12 protein-coding genes are annotated in these 15,273 nt (G+C 51.5%); all 12 read left to right on the top strand.

Translation table 11 applies throughout. From position 1 onward, the window contains the following. Position 1 precedes the first annotated feature (1 nt). Positions 2-769, top strand: coding sequence for an SDR family oxidoreductase (locus tag UNH61_RS16000; RefSeq protein WP_326992971.1), 768 nt, complete (start codon positions 2-4; stop codon positions 767-769). A gap of 17 nt (positions 770-786) precedes the next feature. After that, on the top strand, positions 787-2,175 hold the full coding sequence (locus UNH61_RS15995) for a hypothetical protein (protein ID WP_326992970.1): 1,389 nt from the start codon (positions 787-789) through the stop codon (positions 2,173-2,175). After that, positions 2,088-3,743 (top strand): sodium/solute symporter, encoded by a 1,656-nt coding sequence (locus UNH61_RS15990; RefSeq protein WP_326992969.1) that lies wholly within the window; start codon positions 2,088-2,090, stop codon positions 3,741-3,743. The genes UNH61_RS15995 and UNH61_RS15990 overlap by 88 nt, the downstream gene beginning before the upstream one ends. Positions 3,744-3,752: 9 nt before the next feature. After that, entirely contained in the window at positions 3,753-4,988 is a 1,236-nt protein-coding gene (locus UNH61_RS15985) for an Nramp family divalent metal transporter (protein WP_326992968.1), read from the top strand. A gap of 27 nt (positions 4,989-5,015) precedes the next feature. Then, positions 5,016-6,563 (top strand): PQQ-dependent sugar dehydrogenase, encoded by a 1,548-nt coding sequence (locus UNH61_RS15980; protein WP_326992967.1) that lies wholly within the window; start codon positions 5,016-5,018, stop codon positions 6,561-6,563. Between the two features lie 25 nt (positions 6,564-6,588). Then, positions 6,589-7,953 (top strand): putative oxidoreductase C-terminal domain-containing protein, encoded by a 1,365-nt coding sequence (locus UNH61_RS15975; RefSeq protein WP_326992966.1) that lies wholly within the window; start codon positions 6,589-6,591, stop codon positions 7,951-7,953. A 21-nt stretch (positions 7,954-7,974) separates the two neighbouring features. Next, positions 7,975-9,018 (top strand): Gfo/Idh/MocA family oxidoreductase, encoded by a 1,044-nt coding sequence (locus tag UNH61_RS15970; RefSeq protein ID WP_326992965.1) that lies wholly within the window; start codon positions 7,975-7,977, stop codon positions 9,016-9,018. An 8-nt stretch (positions 9,019-9,026) separates the two neighbouring features. Next, positions 9,027-10,367: a Gfo/Idh/MocA family oxidoreductase gene (locus tag UNH61_RS15965; RefSeq protein WP_326992964.1), complete on the top strand. Its 1,341-nt coding sequence runs from the start codon at positions 9,027-9,029 to the stop codon at positions 10,365-10,367. 16 nt (positions 10,368-10,383) lie between these two features. Continuing rightward, positions 10,384-11,760 carry a sugar MFS transporter gene (locus UNH61_RS15960; RefSeq protein WP_326992963.1) on the top strand — a complete coding sequence of 459 codons (1,377 nt, stop codon included), beginning with the start codon at positions 10,384-10,386 and terminating at the stop codon, positions 11,758-11,760. Between the two features lie 133 nt (positions 11,761-11,893). After that, a complete protein-coding gene (locus UNH61_RS15955; protein ID WP_326992962.1) occupies positions 11,894-12,910 on the top strand; it encodes an NAD(P)-dependent oxidoreductase in 1,017 nt (338 codons plus the stop codon). A 10-nt stretch (positions 12,911-12,920) separates the two neighbouring features. Continuing rightward, positions 12,921-13,994: a dihydrodipicolinate synthase family protein gene (locus UNH61_RS15950; RefSeq protein WP_326992961.1), complete on the top strand. Its 1,074-nt coding sequence runs from the start codon at positions 12,921-12,923 to the stop codon at positions 13,992-13,994. After that, entirely contained in the window at positions 13,987-15,174 is a 1,188-nt protein-coding gene (locus tag UNH61_RS15945; RefSeq protein WP_326992960.1) for a M20 family metallopeptidase, read from the top strand. The genes UNH61_RS15950 and UNH61_RS15945 overlap by 8 nt, the downstream gene beginning before the upstream one ends. Positions 15,175-15,273: the final 99 nt, after the last annotated feature.

The raw sequence follows: 15,273 nt of genomic DNA, 5'->3' as shown, positions 1-15,273 counted from the left end.
CATGAAAAAATTATTTGAACAAAAAACAGTACTCATCAGTGGTGGTCTTGGCGACATCGGCAGAGCTGTTGCCATTGCCTTTGCAGAGCAGGGCGCCAATGTAGCTATTGGTGATGTGCAGCCTGAAACGCAGGCCCGATCGTTGTTGGCAGCACTGCATCAGCTGAATGTGCAATGCCATTATGCCCGTGTAGATGTGTCGGATGCAGCTGCGGTAGATGATTGGATAAGGGAAGCAGAAAAGGAGCTGGGTATTGTTCATATGGTGGTGGCAAACGCCGCTACAGTAACGATTGCCGGTTTGTATAAGATTACACCGGAACAGTGGTCGAAAGAACTCAGGGTGAACCTCGATGGTGCATTTTACGTAGCCACGGCTGTAACCCGCCGCCTGCTTGAATTGCAGATGAAAGGCAGCGTGGTGTTTGTGGGTAGCTGGGCTGCTGAAGCAGTACATCATCATATCCCTGCGTATGCCGTATCGAAGGCAGGTATGCGTATGCTTTGCCAGTGTATGGCATTGGAGCTGGCGCCTCACGGTATCATGGTCAACGAAATTGCGCCCGGTTATGTGGATGCAGGCCTGAGCCGGCAGGTGTGGGAACAATCGCCCGCACTGCGCGATGAGGCCCGCAATAAGGTGCCGGTGCGTGAACTGATCACCGCAGCAGAGGTAGCCCTGGAGGTAACCCGGCTTTGTGATCCGGCCAACAAACATATTACCGGCAGCATCCTGCTGATGGATGGAGGGTTGTCGTTAGTGAGATAGTTATAAAACCAACCGGTATGAAACAAGCAACACACGGGCCTTTGAGAGATCCTTCCTTTAAAGGTATGATAGGGGTAGGAAGACAGGATATAACACCACCTTCGGGCATATACGCGCGTAACTGGGGTGCCGCCCGGCATGAAACAGCTGCCGGGGTGCATCTGCCTTTTACGCTCACGGCAATGGCTTTTCGCAGCAGTATAACGGAACCGCCATTGGTACTGATCTCCGCTGATCTGGGCTGGTGGAAGAGTGCAGCCGATGAACGTCAGCTAAGAAACGGCATATTAACAGCCCTGCAGCTGCAGCCTTATCAGCTGATGTGTTGCCTTACACATACGCACGCCGGCCCCAGTACCTTTACAGAGGATGCCGGAAAACCAGGCGGAGAGCTGATTGCGCCCTACCTGGAAAAAGTGAAGCTGGCCGCCATAAAAGCTGCCGGCGATGCTCTGCAACAGGCCGTACCGGCGGTGCTTACCTGGCATTACGGCCAGTGCGATCTGGCCCGGAACCGGGAACTGCCTGAACCCGGAACCACACGCATTATCACCGGTATGAATCCGGAAGCGCCTGCTGATAACACCTTGCTGGTAGGACGTATCTGTAATGAACAAGGTGCATTACTCGGCACGATCGTTAACTATGCCTGTCATCCTACTACGCTGGGTGCAGCCAATGAACTGTTATCGCCCGATTTTCCCGGCGCGATGCGCATACACGTAGAAAACAATACCGGCGCGCCCTGTATGTTCCTGCAGGGAGCATCCGGGGAATTGGCGCCCGCAGAACAATATAGCGGCAACACCGCATTGGCGGAGCTGTATGGCCGTCAGCTTGGATTTGCCGTGCTATCGGCACTCGAAGCCATGCTGCCGCCCGGAAAAGAATTACAGTTTACCGGGGTGGTAGAATCCGGGGCGTCCCTGGCGATGTGGGAGCAGGCCCGTTATCAGCCATCTGCTGCCATCGCCGCAGAGATGATCATGGTGCCGCTGCCACTGAAGGCGTTACCATCGCTTGCTGAAATAGAAGAAGCCTGGGCTGCTTGTACCGATCATGTTATTAAAGAGAGACTATGGCGGCAGCGGGGCATCCGCAAAACAATCGGCGAAGGAGAGGTAGCAGAAATGCCGCTTTGGATATGGCGGATAGGCGATACCATCCTGGCCGGGCAACCGAACGAAGCTTATTCTTTCTTTCAACAACAACTCCGCGAACAACTGAAACCTGCGGTGGTGGTAGTAATGAATATCGTCAACGGATATGCAGGATACCTGCCGCCGGAAACTGCGTATAGCCGGCAGAGTTATGCCGTATGGCAGACACCTTTCGCATCCGGCGCACTGGAATTATTGACAACAACAACAGCAGCTATTTCCAAACGAATGATCCAATCGACATGAACCTGAACCTGACCGTTTTAGATGCTGTTATCTTTGGCCTATACATCCTGGGTGTCATAGGCCTGGGCTTATACGCTTCCCGCAAGGGAAAGCAGACCAAGCGCGATTATTTCCTTGCAGGAGATAAGCTACCCTGGTGGATGATAGGGGGCAGTATTATCGCTGCCAATATCAGTAGTCATCACCTGGTAGGTGCTATGGGCGTGGCTTACAGCCGCGGATTTGTAGCCATCGCCATGGAGTGGGGCGCTATCCTGATGGGATTTAATGCGCTGCTATGGATGTTCCTGCCTTTCTATATCAGGAATGGTTTTTATACAGTACCTGAATTCCTGGAACGACGCTATGGTACGGCAGCGCGGGCTACCTATGCGGGATTGATCCTGTTGACTTACGTGCTGGTGGAAATCAGCGCTGTACTATACCTGGGTGCCTTATCGCTGCATTCCCTGTTGGGAATTTCCGTCATGACCAGCGTGGTGATACTGGCCGTTATTACCGGGATCTATACGATAGCCGGCGGTTTACGGGCCGTTATATGGACGGAAATGTTGCAGCTGATTGTGCTGGTGCTGGGGGGCCTGGCATTGACGATTGCCACCGTGCGCGCTGCAGGCGGGGTATCGGCGATCACTGATACCATGAAAGACTGGGACCTGATCCTGCCGGCCAATGATCCGGATTTCCCGTGGACGATGTACCTCGGGGGCGTACTCTGCATCAGTGTTTTTTATTGTGCTACCAACCAGTTCATCGTACAACGGGTGATGGCGGCAAAGAACGAGTGGCATGCACGCATGGGCGTGGTGTTCGGCGATTACCTGAAATTCCTGGTGCCCATCATCATCACGGTACCGGCATTGGTGGCGCCCAAACTGTTCCCGCATCTGGAGAAACCAGATCTGCTGTTCCCGACGCTGGTAGAAAAACTACTGCCTTCAGGATTGGTGGGACTCGTGATGGCAGGACTGATTGCGGCGGTCATGTCGCATCTCTCCGGAGCTATTAACTCCTGCACTACCATCCTGACGGTCGACATCTTCCTGCCATATATCCGCAAACAGGCAACGGAAGCAGAAGCGGTACGTTTCGGACGTATAGCCGGCGCCGTTATTATCGTAATAGGTATTCTGTGCACAGGTTTATTCCTCACACATTCCAACAAACCGGTGTTTCTCTACCTGATGAATGCCTACGGACTTTTTACACCGGGTATTGCGGCTATGTTCCTGATCGGCATTCTCTGGAAAAGAGCTACCCATGCAGGTGCACTGGCCGCGGGGATACTTACTATTCCATTATCGGTGGCATTGGAAATCATGTATCCATCCATACCTTTTTTCAACAGAACAGGCATCGTGTTCTGGAGTTGTGTAGTGTTATGTATACTGGTGAGTTTCGTGACAAAACCTAAGCCGGAAGCTGAGTTGAAAGGGCTGATATGGAGCAGGGCCAGTCTTTCGCTGCCGCCGGATCAGCTGGCAATGCAACGGGGCTGGCGCAATCCCACCATCTGGTGGGCCATCATCACCGCCATTGTATTATTCTTCTACATAAGATTTGCTTAAATACAGGATATGTCAACAGCAGAAATGATATCAAAGCCAACGGCAGCGCGCCGGTCGCGCGCATGGCTGCAATCACTCGGACCCGGCCTGATCACGGCTGCCCTGGTGTTTGGCCCCAGCAAGGTAACCATCGCTTCTATCATGGGCGCCCGCTATGGTTTTTCCCTCTTGTGGATGGTGGCGGTGGCCATCTTCTTTATGATCATCTTCACTACAATGGCAGCAAGGGTGGGCATCGCCACCAATCAGTCGCTGCTCAGTACCATCAGCAGCAAGTGGGGGATGCCTGCTCGTATAGGCATTGGCGTTGGAGTGTTCCTGGTAACGGCATCTTTTCAGGCAGGTAATTCTATCGGCGCCGGTATTACACTGGCGGAAGCCACCCATACTTCCAAAACCATCTGGATTGTGGTGTGTAACCTACTCGGCATCGGTATCCTCTTCTTCCGCGGATTTTATAAGAAACTGGAAAAGATCATGATCGCGCTCATCATCATGATGTTGTTTGCTTTCATTGTTACCATGGCGCTGACAAAGCCTGCTGTAACTGATATTGCAGCAGGTTTTACACCAACGGTGCCCGCGGGATCCCAGCAACTGATCATCGCTTTTATGGCTTCCTGTTTTTCTATCGTAGGGGCTATCTATCAGTCATATCTGGTGCAGGAACGCAAGCGGCTGCGCCCCGATGTTGTACAAACCGGTAAGGAAACCCTGCCCGGCATGCTCATCCTTGGCTTCATGAGCGCTACAGTGATGATCTGCGCAGCTACGGTACTGCATCCGGCAGGTATAAAGATCAATACTGCTACCGATATGGCGAAGGCATTGGAACCTGTATTCGGAAATGCCGCTTCGGGGCTATTCCTGGTAGGCCTGTTCGGTGCCTCTTTTTCGTCACTGCTTGGCAACGCTGCATTAGGAGGAACATTGCTGGGAGATGCCCTTGGCTTCGGTGGACAGCTAAGTTCTAAAATGGTACGTGTATTCATTGCCGTTATTATGCTCATTGGCGCCAGTGTGGCTATTATATTCGGAAAACTGCCCCTGCAGTTGATTGTGCTGGCCCAGGCGGTAACTATTTTTATTGTGCCCTTCATCGGTGTGGCTTTGTTCCTGGTGGCTAATGATGCGCGTATCATGGGCCCGCTGAAAAACAGCCTGTTCGCCAATATTGCTGGTATAATAGGTTTGCTGATCATGTTGGGGCTGGCTGTTAGTAATGCCATTACTTTATTTTTTTAGGAAGACATTTTATCAATACCTGATCTCATGAAAAGAACAACTACAGGGCTGCTTTTGTCGGCAGGTATCTTTTGCTTTGCACACAGCTGCAGACAGTCACCTGCATTTGAACAACCCCTGGAAGCCGTACTGGAACTGGATAGTACCCGCGTGGGCATCAGCACCGTGATTTCAGATCTGAATGTGCCCTGGGAAATTGCGTGGGGGCCGGATAACCAGATCTGGTTTACAGAACAAAGCGGCACTGTTAGTAAAGTAGATCCACACACAGGTATAAAAAAACAATTGCTGCATATTCCGGAGGTCTACCGGCAGCGTACCCTGGGGTTGCTGGGCATGGCCATCTCACCGGATAAATCCCAGCCTTTTGTTTTTGTTGACTACACACATATGAACCCGGATTCCTCCATTGTATCGCGACTCGTTCGCTACACTTACACCGCCGATACGCTGAAAGACCCAAAGGTATTGCTGGAGTTGCCCGGGAATACCGGACATAATGGATCAAGGGTTGCCGTTTCTTCCGATGGCAAAGTATTTCTTTCCACCGGAGATGCGGCTAATGGCAATAACGCGCCGGATACAGCTTCCCTGAATGGTAAAACACTGCGCCTGAATTTCGATGGCAGCATTCCTGCTGATAATCCTTATGCAGGCAGCCCGGTATGGTCGCGCGGACATCGTAATATTCAGGGCCTCGTATTTACGCCACAGGGCAATTTGTTTGCATCAGAGCATGGTGATGCAACAGACGATGAAGTAAATCTTATACGGAAAAAGGCCTTCTATGGCTGGCCCGGAGTGGAAGGATATGCCGATCGGCAGGATGAAAAAGCTTATGCAGATTCATTTCCTTTCACGCCGCCGCTGAAAGCCTGGACACCTACTATCGCGCCCGCCGGAGTGGATTATTATTATTCAAACAAAATACCCGAATGGCATAATTGTATATTGCTGGGCACATTGAAAGCCGCCAGTCTGAGAGTACTCACGCTAAATACAGCACAGGATGCTATTTCCGGAGAACGGATTTATTTCGCCGGTACGTACGGCCGTTTACGTGATATCTGCATTTCTCCTGAAGGGGATGTGTATGTGGCTACCAGTAACCGCGACTGGAATCCCGGAAAAGGATTTCCATTGCCGCATGATGATCGCATTATCCGGCTGGCAGCCCTGAAGCGAACAGCAAAGATCCCCGCAGGTATTCCGGTACTAAAGGCATCAGAAACACCGGCGGTGGCGGCGTCTAAAGGGGCCATGTTGTATAAAAACTATTGCGAGGCCTGCCATAAACCGGATGGAAAGGGCGTGCCTGGTTCATTCCCGGCGCTCAGTAACAACGCTTTTGTTACAGGTGCGCCGGCGCCGCTGATCAGCACGGTGGTGTTTGGGCGTACGGGATCCGCAAAAGCAAAGAACAGTCCATATGGCGAACAGATGCCTGCCTTCGGCTTCCTGCCGGATAGTGATCTGGCCGCAGTTGTTTCGTATATTCGTCAGAGTTGGAGCAATCATGCCGACAGTATACCGGCACGCACCATCAGCGAGGTAAAGGGAAAAAAAGACCGGTAACGTTCTCGGTAAAAAAAATAACCGGATGAGACAAAACATTACTTTTATAGGTATTGCCACATTGTGGTTGTCCTGTACACATCAACCAGAAAAAAAAGCTACCATGCAGTTGATCGCACTGGATCCTGGCCATTTCCACGCATCGCTGGTACAGCAACAGATGTATCCGGGGATCGATACCGTCATACAGGTATATGCCCCGGGTGGTCCCGAACTGGATCAGTATTTGCAGCGGGTGGCAGCCTATAACCGGCAGGATAGTCCGGCAGTACATTGGGGAACGAAAGTATACACCGGCGGAGATTATCTGCAGCAGATGTTGCAATGTCCTCTCGGAAATATTGTTATACTCGCCGGCAATAACCGGTTGAAGCCGATGTATATCGGCCGTTCTGTACATGCAGGCATGCATGTACTGGCGGATAAGCCAATGGCAATTGACGCAGCGGGGTTCGATTCCCTGCAGACGGCATTCAGGGAGGCCGCAGCGCATAAGACGCAATTGTATGATATCATGACCGAGCGTTATGAGATCCATAATGTATTACAAAGAGAGTTGTCGCTTTTGCCGGAGCTATTCGGTACCCTGCAGCAAGGCAGCCAGGCTGATCCCGCTGTCATCAAAAAAAGTGTACACCATTTCAAAAAAACAGTCGCCGGCCGTAACCTCGTGCGTCCATCCTGGTATATGGATGTAAGGCAGCAGGGAGAAGGGATTACAGATGTGACCACGCACCTGGCAGACCTGGTGCAGTGGACCTGTTTCCCCGGGCAGGTACTCGATTACCGGAAAGATATTCACGTAGATTCCGCTACCACGTGGCCCACGGTGCTGAACCTGCATCAATACAGTGAAATAACCGGTGAATCACAGTTTTCACCTGCACTGAAAGAAGTAACGGGCAAAGACAGTCTGTTGAAAGTATATGCCAATGGAGCATTCGATTATACGATCCGGGGTGTGCATGCGCGCATTTCGGTGCAATGGGATTACGAAGCTCCGGCAGGAGGAGGAGACACACATTACTCTTTGTTGAAGGGCAGTAAAGCAGCGTTGGTAATACGCCAGGATAAGGAGCAGCAATACCAGCCGGTATTGTATATAGAACCGGCGACTACCGGTGCCGGCTATACGAGTCAGTTACAGGCAGCTTTTGCAAAACTGGAAAGCAGCTACCCAGGCATCGCGCTGAAGCCGGCGGGGAAGAGCTGGGAGGTAGTGATACCCGGGCACTATATTAAAAAGCATGAAGCGCTGTTCAGCAAGGTGATGACACAGTTCCTGGAGTATGTAAAAACAGGCAGTATGCCAGCCTGGGAAGTGCCGGGAATGCTGGCAAAATATTATACCACTACACATGCATTGTCAATAGCAAAACGATTGGAATAACTGCTATCAAATATCCATATCATGAAAGCAAACATCAACAGGCGCAGTTTTATCCGTAATACCGCCATTACCGGCGTAGGAGCTGGTTTACTGGGAAGCCTGGGACCACTCAGCAGCCTTGCTGCATCGCAGCCGGCCGCAGATCTGCGGATTGGCATCATCGGGCTGGATACCAGCCATGCTGTTGCATTTACGAAGGCATTCAACAACCCGGTGCCAGTACCCGGATTGGAAGGAATGAAGATAGTGGCGGCGTTTCCGCAGACCAGTCCGGATATAGCCCATAATCAGCAACGCCTTCCGGGGTTTACAGAGGAGATCAGGAAGATGGGAGTAACCATTGTCGACTCCATGGATGCGCTACTGGCACAGGTAGATGCGGTGCTGGTGGAATCCAATGATGGCCGGCCTCACCTGGCGCAGGCGGCACCGGCGCTGAAAGCAGGCAAAAAAGTATTTATCGATAAGCCAATGGCTGCCTCCCTGGTGGATGCCATGAAGATCTTTGAGCTGGCGCAGCAACATCAGGCACCGGTATTTTCAGCATCTTCTTTGCGTTTCATGGAGAGTGCGCAGAAGGTAGCGAAAGAAGGCGCAATAGGCAGGGTGCTCGGCGCCGATACCTATAGCCCGGCACCTATGGAAAAAACGCATTCCGATCTGTTCTGGTATGGTATTCACGGCGTGGAAACCCTGTATACGGTGATGGGCACAGGTTGTACTACGGTTACTCGTTTCTATACACCGGGTGCAGATGTGGTGGTAGGCACGTGGGACGCCGACCGTATCGGTACTTTCCGCGGCACGCGCTCGGGGCCCGACGATTACGGCGGCCATGTATTCGGTGAAAAAGGAGGAATGCCGTTAGGGCCTTTCAAAGGCTATGACGGCCTCGTACAACAGATCGCCGCTTTCTTCAGAACAGGCGTGCCACCAGTGAAACCCGAAGAAACACTGGAGATACTGGCATTCATGGAAGCAGCTGCCGAAAGCAGGAAACGAAATGGTGAACCGGTGAAGCTCGAAGAGATGTTCCGAAACGCAAAAGAACAACTTAAAAAATAATTGACCATATGACATCCTCCCGCAGAGATTTTATCAGGAAGACGGCGCAGGGAACGGCCGCTATCGCCATAGGCGGACTGATACCAGGTATGAGCGCTAAAAGCTATGCACGCATATTAGGAGCAAACGACCGGATCAGGGTTGGTATGATGGGGGTGAATTCCCGGGGTTTTGCATTGGCGAGCAATTATGCAAAGCAACAGGACTGTGAAATCATTTCAGTATCGGATGTAGATGTTCGTGCTGCTGCTAAATGTATCGACGCCGTTAATAAGCTGCAGCACTCGCAGCCTAAAGCCGTGCCTGATTTCAGGAAGGCATTGGAGAATAAAGACCTGGACGCACTGGTGATCGCAGCGCCTGATCACTGGCATGCTCCTGCTGCGATTCTTGCAGCGAAGGCCGGAAAACATGTATACCTGGAGAAACCCTGCAGTCATAATCCGCATGAAGGAGAACTGTTGGTACAGGTAGCCGGTAAATACAAACGAGTGATCCAGATGGGGAATCAGCGCCGGTCGTGGCCCAATGTGGTGGCCGCAATCCGCGAAGTAAAAGAAGGTACGATCGGTCGTGCGTATTTCGCGAAAGGCTGGTATACCAACAACCGTCTATCGATCGGCTTCGGAAAGGAAGCGCCGGTACCGGAATGGCTTAACTACGATCTCTGGCAGGGACCGGCGCCACGCCGCGCCTTCAAAGATAACCTGTTGCATTACAACTGGCACTGGTTCTGGAACTGGGGCACCGGCGAAGCGCTGAACAACGGCACGCATATGGTAGACCTCATGCGCTGGGGGCTGGGAGTGGAGTATCCTGTCAGGGTTACTTCTGCGGGGGGCCGTTACCGTTATAAAGACGATTGGGAAACGCCCGATACGCAGGTGATCACCCTGGAATTTCCGAATAATACCAGCATGGTATGGGAAGGACGCAGCTGCAACGGCCGCACAGAAGAAGGTACTTCTGTAGGCGTGATTTTCTACGGAGAAAAAGGATCGCTGGTAATTGACGGTAACGCCTATACGGTTTTTGACCTGGATAATAAAGTAGTGAAAACAGTGAAGAACGAAGATATCATAGATCCGCGCAACCTGACCAATCCGGCGGAAAGCCTGGATGCGCTGCATATCCGCAATTTCTTCGATGGCATACGCAAAGGCACTGCGTTAAATGCTGACATAACAGGAGGCCATCAAAGCACTTTGTTATGTCAGCTGGGGAACATTGCGTTGCGCTCGGGGAATGCCCTGCACATAGATGCTACAAACGGGCATATCCTGAACGATAAAGCTGCACAAAAATTCTGGCAAAGGGAATACCAGCCGGGATGGGAACCTACACTATAGCTTAAAAAAACGGACGATGAAACAACGCACTGCCACGGTAACAGCAGGCTCGCTCAGCAAAAGAGATACGGTTATTTCCATATTGATGGTGGGATTACTCTTTTTTGTTTTTGGTTTCGTGACCTGGGTAAATGCTATCCTGATACCATATTTCAAGATAGCCTGTGAGTTGAGCAATTTCCAATCCTACCTGGTGGCTTTTGCATTCTATATCTCCTATTTTTTTATGTCGGTACCGGCTTCCTATCTGCTGAAAGCAGTAGGTTTCAAGAAAGGCATGATGATCGGCTTCTGGGTAATGTCGGTGGGTGCGCTGATTTTTCTACCGGCAGCGTATACACGTACTTACGAAATATTTCTGGCCGGATTGTTTATCATCGGCCTTGGACTGGCCGTGTTACAAACGGCCGCCAATCCATACATCACGATACTGGGCCCGAAGGAGAGTGCAGCTGCGCGCATCAGCATCATGGGGATCTGTAACAAGGGCGCTGGCATCATTGCGCCGCTGATCTTCGCTGCGGTGATCCTGAAGGCAACGGATGGCAATCTGTTCAAAGAACTGGCAACGATGAAAGGTGAGGCGCGCGCCGCGGTACTGGACGCATTGATCCGCCGGGTGATAGCGCCTTATGCGGTAGTGTCGGCGGTATTGTTCGGATTGGGTTGCCTGGTAAGATTTTCGCCGTTGCCGGAAATAGATACCGAGCATGAAGATAAAGCTGTAGCTTCTGCTAATGCCGGCAAGACCAGCATTTTCGGGTTCCCTCATCTGATACTGGGAGCGCTGGCCATTTTCCTGCATGTGGGTACACAGGTAGTGGCAATAGATACCATCATCGGTTATGCAGGATCGATGCATATTCCGTTGCTGGAGGCGAAAACATTTCCTTCATATACGCTGTTTGTGACCATCTGCGGTTACCTGCTGGGCATTGTGTTGATTCCGCGGGTAATCAGCCAGGCCGTTGCATTGCGGATATGTACTGTATTAGGAGCGATGTTTACGTTGGGAATTATTTACCTGCATGGAGAAGTGACATTGCTGGGGCATACAACAGATATTTCTATCTGGTTTGTGGTGATGCTGGGTTTCGCCAATTCATTGGTATGGGCCGGTATATGGCCACTGGCGCTGGATGGACTGGGGCGCTTTACGAAGCTGGGCGCCTCTGTCATGATCATGGGGTTATGCGGCAACGCTGTGTTGCCGGTGATATATGGCCTGGTGGCGGATGTGTATAATGTTCGCCTGGCTTACTGGGTATTGTTTCCCTGTTATCTCTACCTGATGTTTTACGCATTTTATGGTTATAAACTCAGAAGCTGGGGTCAACAGCATAGCGTTGCTACAGTATTATCTACGGAAAAAAAAGTCATCGAAAAAATGTAACAGGTATGCAGCTTCGCTGCGCTATTCAATAAAATAAACAACAGACACGCTGGTTTGATAACCGGAGGCGGGGCATAGGTTGCCGCCAGGGAATCTGCGTGCGTACTCATCTCCCGAAAAAAAATAACAACATATGAAAGAACTGGAAAAACTGGTGGACAAGCTGCTGCAACCTTCGGCAGCATTAGTATCGGATATGGCAGCCATTGACGGCGATATCCTCATCCTCGGCGTAGGAGGAAAAATAGGACCCAGTTTGGCGAAACTGGCGAAGCAGGCCATTGACAAAGCAGGCATTTCAAAACGTGTGATCGGGGTATCCCGTTTAACCGAGCCTGGTCTGAAAGAACAGCTGGCATCCTATGGTGTGGAAACTATCGCGGCCGACCTGATGAACGACGCTGATTTGCAGGCCCTGCCCGACGTGAAAAATGTGCTATACCTCGCGGGTACCAAGTTTGGTACTACCGGCAAGGAAGCATTCACCTGGGCCATGAATACTTATCTGCCCGGGCGTGTAGCGGAAAAATATAAACATTCCCGCATAGTGGTATACTCTACCGGTAATGTGTATCCCTTTACGCCAGTGGCTTCGGGCGGGGCGGATGAAAGCATGGCACCGGCGCCGGTAGGCGAATACGGGCAATCCTGCCTGGGCCGGGAACGCATTTTTCAGCATTTCTCAGGAAAATACGATACCCCGGTGCTTATTTACCGGCTCAATTATGCGAACGATCTGCAATATGGTGTGCTGCTGGAAATCGCAAAGGCGGTCAAAGAAGGCCGGCCGATTGATATCCGGATGGGGCATGTGAACGTGATCTGGCAGGGAGATGCCAATGAGATGGCATTGCGTAGCCTGTTGCATTGCAGCGTGCCTTCGAAGCTGCTGAACATCACCGGGCCTGAAACAGCGCCGGTGCGATGGATTGCTAAGGAATTCGGAAAAATCTTCGGCAGGCAGCCGCTGTTTGAAAATGAAGAGCAGTCTACCGCCCTGCTCAGCAACGCCGCAGAGAGTTTCCGCCTGTTCGGTTATCCGCAGGTATCCCTGAAACAAATGATCGGACTCACCGCGGCATGGCTGGATGAAGGCGGACGCACTACAGGTAAAGCCACGCATTTCCAGGAAAGAGAAGGACAATTTTAAAACAATGATGATGGAAAAAGACATAGCACAGTTATTATACGGCGGCACTATTATTCCTGCGCATCCGCTGGCGCTGAATGAGCAACGGCAGCTCAACGAGAACAGGCAGCGCCTGCTAACCCGTTATTACATCGCCAGTGGTGTGGGTGGAGTAGCCGTGGGCGTGCATACCACACAGTTTGCCATTAGGCGCCCCGATATCAACCTGCTGGAAGCGGTATTACGCATCGCTGCGGAAGAAATTGAAGCGGCAGGCCTGCAACGGCCATTTATCAAGGTGGCGGGCATCTGCGGTCCCACTCCGCAGGCGCTTGAGGAAGCCCGGCTGGCACTGAAATATGGTTATCATATCGGCTTGCTGAGCCTGGGCGGTTTACAGGATAAAACGGAAGAAGAATTGCTGGCACACGTCCGGGCAGTGGCGGTGCTGATACCTGTATTTGGTTTTTATCTGCAGCCATCAGTAGGGGGCCGTATTTTCAGCTATTCCTTCTGGGAGCAGCTGGTGGAGATCCCAAATGTGAAAGCAATTAAAACAGCGCCGTTTAACCGCTATCAGACACTCGACGTGGTCAGGGCAGTGGCCTGCTCGTCCCGGCCGGAACAGATAGCGTTGTATACGGGGAACGACGACAATATTGTGGCGGATCTGCTCACTACCTATCGGTTTAATGTCAACGGGCGTATCGTAGAAAAAGGATTCGCCGGAGGGCTGCTCGGACATTGGTCTGTATGGACTAAACAGGTAACAACCCTGTTTGCCCGGATAAAAAATTGTATACTTGAAGATTATAAAGGGGCGGGTGAGTTGCTGAAGGAGGGGATTGCGGTAACAGATATGAATGCTGCCATCTTTGATCCTTCCCACGCTTTCCGCGGATCTATAGCCGGTATCCATGAAGTGTTGCGCAGGCAGGGACTGATGGAAGGAACCTGGTGCCTGGAAGATCACGAAGTGCTTTCTCCGGGGCAGGCAGCGGAAATAGATCGGGTAACAGCGGCATATCCTCACCTGACCGATGATAATTTTGTAAAGGAATTTTTATCACAGGACAGCATAAAAAAATTGTTATTACATGCTTAAAGAAAGAATCCGGCAATTAGCCAGCGGAATAGCGGGAGAAGCCACTGCCAACAGGCGTCATCTTCATTCCCATCCAGAACTTTCGTACCGTGAGTACCAGACAGCGGCTTTTGTGGAAGAAAAGCTGCAGGCATTGGGTATTCCCTTCGAGAGGATGGCCGATACCGGTATTGTTGCTTTATTGCAGGGTGGTGCTGGTTCATCGGACAGGATAGTGGCCCTTCGGGCCGATATCGATGCCCTGCCCATTCAGGAATTAAATGAGGTACCGTATCGCTCACAGAATAATGGGGTGATGCATGCCTGCGGACATGATGTACATACTGCTTCATTGCTGGGTGTTGCCGGTATACTGAGCAGGATGAAAAATGAATTTTCAGGTACCGTAAAATTTATTTTTCAGCCAGCGGAAGAAGTGATTCCGGGTGGAGCCAGTCTGATGATCAAAGCCGGTGTACTGGAGAACCCCCGACCGCAGCAGATCCTTGGCCAGCATGTGATGCCTGAACTACCGGCAGGCAAGGTCGGATTCCGTTCTGGTTGTTACATGGCCAGCAACGATGAGATCTATATCACTGTAAAAGGAAAAGGAGGACATGGGGCAATGCCCAACCTGGGTATAGATCCGGTGGTAATAGCCTGCCATATGGTTATTGCGCTCCAGCAGATCGTTAGCCGCCGTGCCAATCCATTGTCGCCTTCCGTATTGTCGTTCGGCAAAATGATCGCGAGTGGCGCCAGCAACGTGATTCCAGATGAAGTGAAACTGGAAGGAACCTTCCGTTCACTGGATGAAACCTGGCGTACGGCTGCGCATGAGAAGATCCGCAAAATGGCTGTCTCCCTGGCGGAAAGCATGGAAGGCTCCTGCGATATTCAAATTGTACGTGGGTACCCGGTGCTGATTAACGAAGACAGGATCACCGCCGCCAGCAGGGATTATGCCCGCGAGTACCTGGGCGATGAACAGGTAGTGGATCTGGATATCTGGATGGCAGCAGAAGATTTTGCTTCCTATTCCCAGGTGGCGGATGCCTGCTTTTACCGGTTGGGCGTGCGTAATGAACCCCGGGGTATTACTTCAGGGCTTCATACGGCTACCTTTGATGCGGATGAAACTGCGCTGGAAACCGGCGCCGGACTGATGTCGTACCTCGCGTTGAAGACGTTGGGTAATTAAAACCTTGGGACGCAGACGCTTGCATGGTTGTTAATGAACGGTTAACAGGCGCTGATTTCACGCATTCGCGGAGAATAATCATGCGTTCACGAAGTTGAC

Origin of the sequence: Chitinophaga sp. 180180018-3, from assembly GCF_037893185.1 — a bacterium.
Lineage (GTDB): Bacteria > Bacteroidota > Bacteroidia > Chitinophagales > Chitinophagaceae > Chitinophaga.
The sequence above is the reverse complement of the archived record's forward strand: the minus strand, read 5'-3'. Positions and strand labels throughout refer to the sequence as shown.

What these genes read in the sequence shown, in the direction of transcription:
- UNH61_RS15955 (WP_326992962.1), top strand. Translation starts at nt 11,894, where the DNA reads ATGAAAGAACTGGAAAAACTGGTGGACAAGCTGCTGCAACCTTCGGCA.
- UNH61_RS15965 (WP_326992964.1), top strand. Translation starts at nt 9,027, where the DNA reads ATGACATCCTCCCGCAGAGATTTTATCAGGAAGACGGCGCAGGGAACG.
- UNH61_RS15945 (WP_326992960.1), top strand. Translation starts at nt 13,987, where the DNA reads ATGCTTAAAGAAAGAATCCGGCAATTAGCCAGCGGAATAGCGGGAGAA.
- UNH61_RS15980 (WP_326992967.1), top strand. Translation starts at nt 5,016, where the DNA reads ATGAAAAGAACAACTACAGGGCTGCTTTTGTCGGCAGGTATCTTTTGC.
- UNH61_RS15975 (WP_326992966.1), top strand. Translation starts at nt 6,589, where the DNA reads ATGAGACAAAACATTACTTTTATAGGTATTGCCACATTGTGGTTGTCC.
- UNH61_RS15990 (WP_326992969.1), top strand. Translation starts at nt 2,088, where the DNA reads ATGGCAGACACCTTTCGCATCCGGCGCACTGGAATTATTGACAACAAC.
- UNH61_RS15985 (WP_326992968.1), top strand. Translation starts at nt 3,753, where the DNA reads ATGTCAACAGCAGAAATGATATCAAAGCCAACGGCAGCGCGCCGGTCG.
- UNH61_RS15970 (WP_326992965.1), top strand. Translation starts at nt 7,975, where the DNA reads ATGAAAGCAAACATCAACAGGCGCAGTTTTATCCGTAATACCGCCATT.
- UNH61_RS15950 (WP_326992961.1), top strand. Translation starts at nt 12,921, where the DNA reads ATGGAAAAAGACATAGCACAGTTATTATACGGCGGCACTATTATTCCT.
- UNH61_RS15995 (WP_326992970.1), top strand. Translation starts at nt 787, where the DNA reads ATGAAACAAGCAACACACGGGCCTTTGAGAGATCCTTCCTTTAAAGGT.
- UNH61_RS15960 (WP_326992963.1), top strand. Translation starts at nt 10,384, where the DNA reads ATGAAACAACGCACTGCCACGGTAACAGCAGGCTCGCTCAGCAAAAGA.
- UNH61_RS16000 (WP_326992971.1), top strand. Translation starts at nt 2, where the DNA reads ATGAAAAAATTATTTGAACAAAAAACAGTACTCATCAGTGGTGGTCTT.